This window comes from Chelativorans sp. Marseille-P2723, assembly GCF_902809845.1.
In the GTDB taxonomy this organism is placed as follows: Bacteria; Pseudomonadota; Alphaproteobacteria; order Rhizobiales; family Rhizobiaceae; genus Chelativorans.
This window is the reverse complement of the sequence record NZ_CADDWI010000013.1, coordinates 161,711-173,356: the sequence shown is the minus strand read 5'-3', so window position 1 is coordinate 173,356 and position 11,646 is coordinate 161,711. Positions and strand designations below refer to the sequence as shown.

Sequence of the window (11,646 nt, the reverse complement as noted above, 5' to 3'; positions counted from 1 at the left end):
GGCAAGAGGCGGCGTCACCCATTTGGGATGGGAACGCGGAACCATCTTCATTCCTTGCCCCGCGTCTGAAGGAGGCAGACATGCTCAGCACCATCGAAGGCATCCATCACGTCACGTCCTTGGCAAAGGACGCCGGTGTTACCGACAACTTCTTCACCCGTATCCTCGGCCTGCGCCGAGTGAAGAAGACCGTCAATTTCGATGCGCCCGACGTTTATCACCTCTATTATGCAAATGGCATGGGCCAGCCGGGCACGGTGATGACCTATTTTCCATTCTCCAATATTGTGCAGGGCAGGCGCGGTACGGGCGAGGTCAGCACTACGGTATTTTCCGTGCCTGAGGGGAGCCTAGATTTCTGGGAAGCTCACTTGGCAGAAAGCGGTGTGCGCGGTCTGCAAACGGATCAAAAATTCGGCGAGCGAAGGCTCAACTTTTTCGGCCCTGATGACGATGGCTTCGCCCTCTTGGAGGTGCCTTCCGACGCTCGCGAACCCTGGACAGGTGGCGGCATCGATGCCAGCAACGCCATACGCGGCTTCCATAGCGCGACGATGCTGCTCGCAGACAGTGGCGGCACGCGCGACCTCTTGAGCCTTATGGGCTATGAAAAGGCTGGCGTCGAGGATAATACGCTCCGCATGGTCCGCGCGGTTGGCAATGGCGCCCATGTCATCGACCTTGTCAGCGATGCTAGCATGCCTCCGGCGCGCCAGGGCGGCGGATCTGTGCACCATATCGCTTTTGCCGTTCCTAATGCCGAGGAGCATGTTCGTGTTCGCGAAAGCCTGAGGCAGGAGGGTTTCGCCATCACCCCGGTAATTGACCGCGATTACTTCCTCTCGATCTATTTCCGCGCACCCGGGGGCGTCCTGTTCGAGATCGCGACCAACGAGCCTGGATTCGCGCGCGACGAGGAGCCTGCCCATCTGGGTGAGGAATTGAAGCTGCCGAAGCAACACGCGCATCTGAGACCTTATCTAGAGTCCCATCTGCCGCCGATTGGAGGCTGATCGATGAGCATTGATGCTTACAAGTACCTGTCGGTGCCGGGAGGGATAGATCAGCCGCTGTTGTTCCTTTTTCACGGGACTGGAGGAGACGAACGTCAGCTATTGTCTCTCGCGCCTGAGGTCCTGCCGGGCGCGGGTATCCTCGCTCCGCGCGGTGATGTAAGCGAGGCAGGCGCTGCACGTTTCTTTCGCCGCACCGGGGAAGGCATCTACGACATGGACGATCTTGCCCGCGCAACGGAAAAAATGACCGGTTTCGTTCAGGCGCATGTTGAAGCACAGTCGCCTTCCGCAGTATTCGGCCTCGGCTACTCAAATGGAGCCAATATTCTCGCCTCCGTCATCTTCTCGCAACCTTCACTTTTCGACGCGGCAGTCTTGATGCATCCGCTTATTCCGTTCGCGCCTCAGGTGAAGGGACGCTTTGGAACGCGTCTGCTTCTGACGGCGGGCCGCAGCGACCCGATCTGCCCGGCCACTCTTACCCAGCGTCTGCTTGCTGGTCTGGAAGCAGCAGGAGCGGAGGCGCGTGTCGTCTGGCACGATGGCGGTCACGAGCTTCGTCCCATCGAACTGGAGGCAGCACGAGAGTTCTTTGGCGGAATGGATGTGGATACCCCGGGAGCGGCGTAATGAGTGCGGATGACCCGATGCAGATCGAATATGAGGACTTTGGCGGAAAGGGCCGCTACCTTTACCGGCTCGACGCCCATGAGGCGGAACTGACATTCACGAAAGCCGGCACCGGTAAGATCATTATCGACCATACCGAAGTGCCGAAAGTCTTTCGCGGGCGTGGAGTGGGCGAGGCCTTGGTGACCCATGCCGTGGCGGATGCGCGTAAGAAAGGAGTGAAGATCATCCCGCTTTGCCCCTTCACCGCGTCCGTGTTCCGCAAGCACCCGGAATGGCAAGATGTGCTGGCCGACTGACGCCAACAGTCCGGAAACAGAAGCTGCCTTGTAAGGTGGCGGCGGCAGATCTTTTGTCGTCACGCCTCGCCTTCGCCGCGATTGTTGCTATTTTGGTTGAATACGGTCGCTTCGGCTTGCGGCGCGGCCGCATGAACCGGAAGAATCATGGGTGATAAACGCATCAAGGATGCCGTAGGACCGTGGCATTTTGCCCGGCTTTGGCGCACGCGCGCCATAGTCCGCGCCGCCATGTTGGTGGAAAGGCTATGGCCACTTGTGCTGCCCGCCATCGTGGCGGCAAGCCTTTTTCTCAGCCTTGCTTGGTTCGGCGTTTTCCGGATGGTGCCGGATGTTGGCAGGCTGGCCCTTGTCCTGGTGTTCCTCGCGATCCTTTTTGCCTGCTTGTGGCGGGTTCGCCTATTCCGCGCGCCAACGCCAGCGGAAATCGACCGGCGAATCGAGGCAGCCAATGAGCTGAAACACGAGCCCGTATCCGTACAGGCAGACCGCCTTGCCCGCAACAGCGACGCCTTCGCGGACGCTTTATGGCGCGAGCACCAGCGCCGGATGGCCGAACGGCTGTACGACCTGCGTGGTGATCTTCCAAAGACCTCGGTTCCGGAGCGCGATCCTTTCGCTTTGCGAGCGGCGGTGGCACTGCTTTTCGTGATCGCGCTTGCTTACTCCATGGGGCCTTACGGGGGGCGAGTGGCGGACGCTTTTCGCCCGCCCGCCTTCGCCCAGTCTGTACCTGCCCGTATAGATGCGTGGGTGACGCCACCGGTTTATACCGCTCGTCCTCCGATCTTCCTCTCCGCTCCTGCCAACCAGCAGGCTCAGGCATTTACCGTGCCGCAGGGTAGCACCGTGGTCGTGCGCGTCAGCGGCGGCTCTGGCGAGGAAGAACTGATGTTTGCAAGCGACATGGGAGAGGAGCAGCGTATCGAGCCGGAGAGCGGTGCCCATGAGCCTTCTGCCTCCTCCGGCGAGGCGCTTCGGTTTTCTCATGCGCTTTCCGCGGACGGCACAATAAGGCTGCATGATGGCAGCCAGGAGGTTCAGAGCTGGCGCTTTGTCATCATTCCCGACCAGCCGCCACGCATCCGCTTCGTTGAGGAGCCGAAGCGCGCCGTCAACGGTACGTTGGAACTCGCCTATGAGATCAAGGACGATTACGGCGCCGTCAGCGCCGACACGGATTTCAGGCTGGTGGAGAAAAACCTTGGGAACAAGCCGCTCTACGAAGCGCCGGAGATGCCGCTGACGCTGCCGCGAGCGGGCGGCGAGAACGGATCGGCAAAGACGTCGCGCGACCTGACTCAGCACCCATGGGCCGGGCTGATGGTAGATCTGTCCCTGTCGGCCATCGACGCGGCGGGTCAGACCGCGAGCAGCGAAACCAGAACCTTCGTGCTTCCGCAACGGTCCTTCACCAATCTGCTGGCCCGCTCACTGATCGAGCAGCGGCAGGAACTCGCGCTGGATGCGGAAAGAAAGCCCCATGTGCTTGCCCTCATGGACGCGGTGCTTCTGTGGCCGGAAGAGACCTTCGACGACATGTCGCACTTCCTGTTGATTTCGGCGGTGCGCTCGCGACTCAACCTGGCGGTGAGCGAAGATGCGCTTCGCGCCGTGGTGGACGATCTCTGGGAAATCGCCCTCCTGATCGAGGACGGCGAGTTGACAGCCGCCGAGCGGCGCCTGCGGCAGGCGCAGGAGGCTCTCAAGCAGGCGCTGGAGGATGGAGCCAGCGATGAGGAAATTGCCCGGCTGATGGATGAACTGCGCCAGGCCATGCAGGACTTCCTCCGCGAGTTCGCCGAACGCGCCCTGCAGAACCAGGATTTTGCCGAAGGTATGAATGGCGAGGCGATGCAGGAGAGCGATCTTGACCAGATGCTCGACCAGATCGAGGAGCTTGCACGCTCCGGCGCCCGCGATGAGGCACGCGACCTGCTCTCGCAGTTGGAGAGCATGATGAACAACCTGCAGGCCATGCGCCCGCAGCAGGACCAGAACGGCCAGCAGTCGGAGATGCGCCAGCAGATGGACCGGCTAGGCGACATCATGCGGCGGCAACAGGAACTGATGAATGAAACCTTCCGGCTCCAACAGGGCCAGGAGGGGCAGCAAGGCCAGGGTCAAGGTCAGCAAGGTGAAGGCCAGCAGGGTCAGCAGGGCCAGGGTATGTCGCCGGAAGAGCTGGCCGAGGCGCTGCGCGGCCTGCAGGAGGGCCAAGGCAGCCTGCAGAAGGACCTGCAGAGTCTGATGGAAGGGCTGGACGGGCTCGGCATTAGCCCCGGCGAAGGTTTCGGCGAGGCCGGAGAGGCCATGGGCGAGGCGGAAGGGGCGCTTGGGCAGGGGCAGGGCGAGCGTGCTCTTAGCCACATCGAGAGGGGTATAAGAGACAGGGGCGAGCGTGCGGTCGGCGAGCAGGGGCGTGCCCTTGAGGCGCTGCGCCGCGGTGCGCAGGATATGATGAACCAGATGCAGCAGGCCATGCAGGGGCAGGATGGCGAAGGCAGACAGGGCGCGCGCCGCAATAATTTCGGACGCGATCCGCTCGGCCGCCCGCAAGCCAATACCGGCCCCGATTTCGGCGACGGGGTCGACGATATCCCCGACGAGATCGACACGCAGCGGGCCCGCCAGATTCTGGAAGCCATCCGCCGCCGGCTCGGGGACGCTTTAAGTCCCGACTTCGAGCGTGAGTATCTGGAGCGCCTGCTCGAAATGCGGTGAACAGGCAGAGGAGCGTTATGTAGCAGGCAAGAACTGCGTCCTAATCCTGGTCTGGCAGATCGATTATCTGGTGCAAATTCATTATCCGGTAAGCGATCGGCTTGCCGTTTTTCCTCTCGACATTCACGTCTACCACGAACCCCCGCTTGAAAACGTTCTTACTTTGAAAAGCATTCTTGATTTCTCTTTCGGCCATGTCGGACGCGTAGATTACAGGCAGTGGCTTTATGCTGATCTTCTCAACTACGGCTCTCTCGCCGGTTCGTTTTCCTACCCCAGCAACGGACTTTCCCGGTCGTTCGAAAGTCAGCAGGGCCAACGGCTCGTCGTAACCTTCTTTCGCATCTAAAGAACGTTTTTGATCCTCAATGGTTTGAACGGCTACGCGAGCCTCCTGGGAGGTAAAATGTACCACCAGCTCTCGCTCTTCACCATTCTCGCGATATGAAACCGTTTCTAGAGTAGCTCGTCCGTTAGGGTCGGCCGCCACTGCGGTAAGAGTATCAGTCACATGGCTGAGTTGACTTTTTGAAGCCTTCTCCATCCATGAACCCATAATAAATCCCCGCACTCGCTTGCTAAAGAGTGAGGCGAATCCTCCCACAATGAGCACATTGTCCATGAGCCCGATCATGTCGGGAATTGACGGAACTAAATCAGCTATGATTGAGCCGCCTCGGACCTCGCGAATATAGAGGTTCGATGTGCCCCGCATTTCTGGATGATCTTGTTTTAGGTAGTCATCAAACATGCTGCCGAGGCCCGCAAAAATCTTTGCGAACGCCTCGACCTCAATCGGCTCTTGCAAATCAAGCGTTAGAGTAAGATATGCTTTAAATTCCCCCACAGCATTAGAATACCCAATATTCGTCATTTGTCACCACTTGCCGCGAAGTGGCTTATTCGGCAACTGTCTTGTGCTGACAGACCGTTCCTTACAGCCTCCCAAAATGCGCTCGAAGCTTTAGTGGCAGTTGGGTTTGGCCTTTAATTGTGGAAGAAGCGGCATCGGCTGCCGTTAGACTAGGTGCCTACCAGCTTCAACTTCCGGTCAAAGACGGTCAGCACGCGTTCCAGCTCGTGACCGCGCTTGAGGATGAGGCCGGTAGCCGCAACGACGGAATAGGCGCCCTGCTTGCGCGCGAGTTTCGGGTTCTTGACGATCTGGAACAGGGGGACTTCGCTTGAGCGCCGGAAGACGGAGAAAACGGCCATATCCTTCAGGTGGTCGATGGCATAGTCCCGCCACTCTCCTGCAGCAACCATCCGCCCGTAGAGGCGCAGGATCTGGTTCAGCTCCTGCCGGTTGAAGGTGACAGGCAGATCGAGTCGTGCCCGCCTCACCTCGTCAAGCGCGACGAGATTTCCGGAATCTTCCCTACCCTCCCCTTCACCCGCGAATGCTGTCATTGCGCGCCCCTTCATGACGGCCATATGAATGGAAAGGTGGCGTGCCCAGGGGGGAATTGCAACCCCATGTTTTCACATAGAAGCAGACAGACTGAATCACAGAAGGAAGAACGTCTGTCTAATATGGTGATCATCTGCCCCATTATCGCCGTCTTCTCTCCAAGTTTGCGCCTGAATCTGCGGCAAAGATTCAAACTGTTGCCTGAGACGGTTCGATCCGGAGGCGGCTCCGTACCCCAAGCCCCCCCGCCCACGGGGTTGTCACCGGATCGAACCAATCCCGGCTTCCACGCGCTGAAGACGCGAGGATACCTAAAATGACGCCGGTTAGGAGATCCTGCCGGCTTTTTTTCTGATATGTCAGCTTAAAGGCTTATCCGAGCCGCGCCGCGAATCGGCCCGGGCGCGCCGTTGCGGAAATCCTGGAGCAGAACTGCACACCCGCTATTGCCTCCGAACTCGGATCGCGGCAGTTCGAGGCGCAGCGGTCTGCCATTCCATATTGCAAGTGTCCGGTAGTCGGTGACGATGTTCCGGTAATCGATTGTCTTGCCCCGGTTCTCCCCACCGCGGATCGTCACCATCTGCTGCGGGCGGTAGTGGACCAGAACGACGTGTGCGCTGGCTGGCTCATCGCTGGCTCCGACATCAACGAAAAGGCTCTGGGCAGCAGCCGACAGGTTGAGGTCGACGTGCAGCCTCCCCGACGTCTCACCCAGCTTTTTCAGGAGTCGTTCACGGTCGGAACCGACGACATTCCACTGACCATTGACGATGGCTTGGGGGGTGTAAACGGTGTTGTCAAGAGCCTTGCCGTAGGCCTTCTGGCGATCAGTGTTCCCGGCGGTGGCCAGCTCGTCTTTCCAGCCTAGATAATCCCAATAATCGACATGGTAGGAGAGCGTAACGAGATCATCGCGTTGGGCCAGCTCTGCCAACAACGCGTCAGCCGGCGGGCATGCAGTACATCCCTGGCTGGTGAACAGCTCGACCACTCCAATGGTCTCCTGCCGTGCATGTCCGTGCAGAACGGGCAAGGCCAGAACCGCAAGGCTCGCCTTGAGAACGCTTCTGCGCGGGAAATGAACAGGCATGTCGGATAGTCCGTTCCGGCGGATGTCGAAGACCTAACGGCTGCAAGAGCCAGCTTATGGAAATGCTAGCTGCGGCCATAGGTCAACGGAAGTCACGTTGCGGTGAATGGAGTATTCATCTTCGGCGCATGAGCGGCCAAAAGAAAACCGCCGGCGGGAGCCGGCGGTTCGTCTGCAAGTCTAAATCTAGGCTGCCAGATCGCGCAGCACGTAATGCAGGATGCCGCCATTGCGGAAATATTCCAGCTCGTCCAGCGTGTCGATGCGGCAGAGCAGCGGAACATCCTTCACCTGGCCGTCGGCATAGGTGATCTTGGCGGTCATGGTGGCACGGGGCCTGATCTGGTCGAGTCCCTCGATGGTGACGGTCTCGTTGCCCTTCAGCCCCAGCTCCTGCCAGCTTGTATCTTCGGCGAAGACGAAGGGAACGACGCCCATTCCGACAAGATTCGAACGGTGAATGCGTTCGAAGGACTGGGCGATGACCGCGCGCACCCCAAGAAGGTTCGTACCCTTGGCCGCCCAGTCACGCGAAGACCCGTTGCCGTATTCTACGCCCGCAAAGACGACGAGGGGAACGCCCTCCTGCTTGTAGCGCATGGCGGCCTCGTAGATCGACATCTCCTCTCCGGAAGGATAGTGGATCGTGTAGCCGCCCTCGCGCCCGTTTTCACCCAACATGTGGTTGCGGATGCGGATGTTGGCGAAGGTGCCGCGCATCATCACCTCATGGTTGCCACGCCGCGTGCCATACTGGTTGAAGTCAGCGATGCTCACACCATGATCCAGCAGATACTGCCCCGCCGGCGACTGCGCCTTGATGGAACCTGCCGGCGAGATGTGATCGGTCGTGATCTTGTCCCCGAAGAGGCCGAGGATGTGTGCTCCCTTGATGTCGCCCGCCGGGTGCGGCTTGCGCTCCATGCCCTCGAAATAGGGAGGGTTTTGCACATATGTAGAATCGCGATCCCAGCTATAGGTCTGGCCGGCCGGCGCTTCCAACGCACGCCAATATTCGTCACCCTTGAAGACGTCCGCATATTTGCTTGCGAAAAGCTCGCGTGTGACATGCTTGGCGATAAAATCCTGAACTTCCGCGGAAGTAGGCCAGATGTCGCGCAAATAGACCGGATTGCCGTCCTGGTCCTCGCCCAGCGGCTCCTTCGTCAGGTCCTTACGCACGGTTCCGGCGATCGCATAGGCAACGACCAGTGGCGGCGAGGCGAGATAGTTCGCCTGCACGTCGGGTGAGACACGGCCTTCGAAGTTCCGGTTGCCTGACAGGACGGAAGCGCCAATGAGCGCCTGCTCGTTGACCGTCTTGGAAATCGGCTCGGGAAGCGGACCGGAATTGCCAATGCACGTGGTGCAGCCGAAGCCGACGAGATTGAAGCCAAGCTGGTCCAGTTCCTTTTGCAAGCCTGACTTCTCGTAGTACTCAGCCACGACCTGGCTGCCAGGGGCCAGCGATGTCTTCACCCAAGGCTTTCGCTTCAGCCCACGCCTGTTGGCGTTGCGAGCTAGAAGACCTGCGGCGATGAGGACGCTTGGATTGGACGTGTTGGTGCAGGAGGTGATGGCGGCGATCACAACGTCGCCATGGCCAAGGTCGAACTCCTCGCCCTCCACTGCGTAGCGCTTGTCCGTGTCGGCCGTCTTCCTGTATTCGGTCGCCAGCGCCGTCTCGAAATTAGGGGCGACTTCCTCCAGGGCGTTGCGGCCCTCCGGACGCTTGGGGCCGGCCATGGACGGCACCACGGTGCTGAGGTCAAGTTCCAGGACCTCTGTAAAGACCGGATCTTCCGAATCGGCCTCGCGCCACATGCCCTGCGCCTTGCAATAAGCCTCCACAAGGGCGGCCTGTTCGGAAGAGCGGTTGGTCACGTCGAAATATTTGATGGTTTCGCCATCGACCGGGAAGAAGCCGCAGGTCGCGCCATATTCGGGGGCCATGTTGCCGATGGTCGCACGATCGGCCACCGTCATGCTGGCCAGGCCCGGGCCGAAAAACTCGACGAACTTGCCGACGACACCCTTCTTGCGAAGCATCTGCGTCACGGTAAGCACGAGGTCTGTAGCGGTCACGCCTTCGCGCAGCGCGCCCGACAGCTTGAAACCGACCACCTCGGGCAGGAGCATGGAGACCGGCTGGCCGAGCATGGCGGCCTCCGCCTCGATGCCTCCGACACCCCATCCCAGCACGCCCAGACCATTGACCATGGTGGTATGCGAATCAGTGCCCACGCAGGTGTCGGGGTAGGCCAGCAGCCTGCCGTCCTCTTCATGGCTCCAAACGGTACGGGCGAGATATTCTAGATTGACCTGGTGGCAGATACCTGTGCCGGGGGGAACAACGCGGAAATTTTTGAATGCCTGCTGTCCCCACTTCAGGAAGCGGTAGCGCTCGGCATTACGCTTGTACTCCAGTTCGACGTTGCGGGAGAAAGCAAGCGGTGTGCCGAACTCGTCAACGATAACAGAATGGTCGATGACGAGGTCGACCGGAACCAGCGGATTGATCTTCTCAGGGTCGCCGCCTAATGACGCCATTGCGTCTCGCATCGCCGCAAGGTCAACCACTGCTGGAACGCCGGTGAAGTCCTGCATCAGCACACGCGCCGGCGAATAGGCGATCTCCACTCCTGCGGAACCCTTGTCGTCCAGCCAGGCGGCCACCGCCTCGATGCTGTCGCGTGTAACCGATCGGCCGTCTTCCTTGCGCAGGAGATTTTCAAGCAGCACCTTCATCGAGAAGGGAAGGCGGGAGATGCCGGAAAGGCCGTTCTTCTCCGCTTCCTTCAGGTCATAGTAGGTGTATTCCTGGTCCCCAACTTTAAGGGTGCGGCGGCAATTGAAACTGTCGAGAGAATGAGCCACGTGCGATCCTATCCTGTTCTGTTCAACCGAACGGGACGGACTCCTGCGAGAACAGGCTCGTAGATGCGGGTACGGTCATTTCCGCGTCCGCCCGCTGCGTCCGGCCGTTCAAGGCGGCGCGTGCGCTGGTTCGGCACAAATATGTACACGCCGACCGCTGGCGTGTTGCCCGGGATATAGAGAATTCTTTAGAAAAGTTCTATAGCTATAAAGGCATTTCACAGCGTGGGAAAAACCACTCGACGACCGATTCTTGCTGAAGGGGTATTAGCGTGCGGCTTGCCGCCGAAAAATTGAGCGGCGAGCGCGGCGGCGAACCCGTTTTTTCGGGCTTGTCCTTCAGCCTTGAATCCGGTCAGGCGCTTCTCGTGACAGGCCCTAACGGCGCCGGAAAATCGACCCTCCTGCGGATTGTGGCCGGACTGCTTCCGCCGGCTGCGGGACGCGTGGAGCTGTCAGGCGCCGGCGAGTCCATACCGGATGCACGTGCCGCGAGCCATTATCTCGGTCATTCCAACGGCATGAAAGGCGCACTCGGGGTCGAGGAAAACCTCGCCTTCTGGCGCGAATTTCTGGGCCAGCCACGCCTGACCCCGCACGAGGCCCTGGAAGCGGTTGGCCTCGGTGCCATAGCCCATTTGCCCTTCGGCTATCTTTCGACCGGCCAGCGACGGCGTGCGGCAATCGCGCGTCTTCTCGTCTCCTACCGTCCCGTCTGGCTGCTGGACGAGCCGACGGCCGGCTTGGACCGCAGAGCGGAACAGCGCATGGCGGAATTGATGCGGGAGCATCTGGACGGTGGCGGCATCATCGTTGCAGCCACCCATCTGCCGCTCGGACTGGAGGGGGCGCAGGAACTAAGAATGGGGAAGCCGTCATGAGCTGCGGTACATCCCCTGGCCTTCCTTCGCAAGAAGGAGGTTCCTGATGCTTGCTCTCTTCCTTCGCGAGATAAGGCTTGGCGTTCGCGCCGGAAGCGGTGCGCTGACGGGCGTGCTCTTCTTCCTTGCCGTGGTTGCCGTCATCCCCTTCGGCGTCGGGCCCGATCTCAACCTGCTGGCGCGCATTGGACCGGCAATCTTGTGGATCGGCGCGCTGCTGGCAAGCCTGCTTGGTCTTGATCGCCTGTTCCAGGCTGACCGGGAGGATGGCTCGCTCGATCTTCTGCTGATGGCAGACAGCCGGCATATGCTGGCGCTCACCGTGTTCACCAAGTGCGTCGCGCATTGGACGATCGGCGTGCTGCCTCTCGTGCTGGTCGCACCTATGCTCGGCCTGTTCATGAATGTGCCGCCACTGGGGCTTGCCGCGGCGACATTGACGCTTCTTGCCGGCACGCCTGCCATCACCTTCATCGGCGCCGTAGGAGCCGCCCTTACGGTGGTCCTGCCGCGGGGTGGGCTGCTTGTCTCCGTGCTTATCCTGCCGCTTACCATCCCGGTGCTGATTTTCGGCGTGGCGGCAAGCCGAGGCGCTGTGGCCGATACGGATCTATTTCTGCCGCCCTTTCTCATTCTGACAGCCTTGACCCTTTTCTTTGCGGTCATTGGCCCGGTGGCCGCAGCCCTCGCGTTGAAAGGCGCGGCGGACTGATTG

Annotated in this window: 10 protein-coding genes; 6 read left to right on the top strand and 4 right to left on the bottom strand. The window is 60.2% G+C overall.

Features of this window, described 5'->3' with window-relative positions:
* Positions 1–80: 80 nt before the first annotated feature.
* The 4 genes from HUS57_RS12150 to HUS57_RS12135 all read left to right on the top strand — a co-directional run bounded on the left by HUS57_RS12150 (position 81) and on the right by HUS57_RS12135 (position 4,669).
* The gene (locus HUS57_RS12150) at positions 81–1,013 is read left to right on the top strand and encodes a VOC family protein (protein ID WP_173934109.1); all 933 of its coding nucleotides are present in this window, start codon (positions 81–83) and stop codon (positions 1,011–1,013) included.
* A gap of 3 nt (positions 1,014–1,016) precedes the next feature.
* Positions 1,017–1,646, top strand: coding sequence for an alpha/beta hydrolase (locus HUS57_RS12145; RefSeq protein WP_173934107.1), 630 nt, complete (start codon positions 1,017–1,019; stop codon positions 1,644–1,646).
* The gene (locus HUS57_RS12140; RefSeq protein WP_246727860.1) at positions 1,646–1,945 is read left to right on the top strand and encodes a GNAT family N-acetyltransferase; all 300 of its coding nucleotides are present in this window, start codon (positions 1,646–1,648) and stop codon (positions 1,943–1,945) included. The genes HUS57_RS12145 and HUS57_RS12140 overlap by 1 nt, the downstream gene beginning before the upstream one ends.
* A 147-nt stretch (positions 1,946–2,092) precedes the next feature.
* On the top strand, positions 2,093–4,669 hold the full coding sequence (locus tag HUS57_RS12135) for a TIGR02302 family protein (protein WP_173934106.1): 2,577 nt from the start codon (positions 2,093–2,095) through the stop codon (positions 4,667–4,669).
* A 40-nt stretch (positions 4,670–4,709) separates the two neighbouring features.
* Here HUS57_RS12135 and HUS57_RS12130 read toward each other — a convergent pair whose 3' ends face one another.
* From HUS57_RS12130 to acnA, 4 genes are all read right to left on the bottom strand, one after another.
* Complete coding sequence (locus HUS57_RS12130) at positions 4,710–5,543, bottom strand: hypothetical protein (protein WP_173934104.1); 834 nt, start codon at positions 5,541–5,543, stop codon at positions 4,710–4,712.
* A 149-nt stretch (positions 5,544–5,692) separates the two neighbouring features.
* Entirely contained in the window at positions 5,693–6,079 is a 387-nt protein-coding gene (locus tag HUS57_RS12125; RefSeq protein ID WP_173934102.1) for a DUF2794 domain-containing protein, read from the bottom strand.
* Positions 6,080–6,444: 365 nt separating this feature from the next.
* Positions 6,445–7,173 carry a DUF1223 domain-containing protein gene (locus tag HUS57_RS12120; RefSeq protein ID WP_173934100.1) on the bottom strand — a complete coding sequence of 243 codons (729 nt, stop codon included), beginning with the start codon at positions 7,171–7,173 and terminating at the stop codon, positions 6,445–6,447.
* 186 nt (positions 7,174–7,359) lie between these two features.
* Positions 7,360–10,050, bottom strand: a complete 2,691-nt coding sequence (gene acnA, locus HUS57_RS12115; protein ID WP_173934098.1) for an aconitate hydratase AcnA — start codon at positions 10,048–10,050, stop codon at positions 7,360–7,362.
* A gap of 272 nt (positions 10,051–10,322) precedes the next feature.
* Between acnA and ccmA the strand changes: the two genes are divergently transcribed.
* Together ccmA and ccmB are read left to right on the top strand one after the other, a co-directional pair.
* Positions 10,323–10,931 (top strand): heme ABC exporter ATP-binding protein CcmA, encoded by a 609-nt coding sequence (gene ccmA, locus HUS57_RS12110; protein WP_173934096.1) that lies wholly within the window; start codon positions 10,323–10,325, stop codon positions 10,929–10,931.
* Positions 10,932–10,977: 46 nt separating this feature from the next.
* Positions 10,978–11,643, top strand: coding sequence for a heme exporter protein CcmB (gene ccmB, locus HUS57_RS12105; RefSeq protein WP_173934093.1), 666 nt, complete (start codon positions 10,978–10,980; stop codon positions 11,641–11,643).
* The last annotated feature ends 3 nt before the right edge of the window (positions 11,644–11,646 follow it).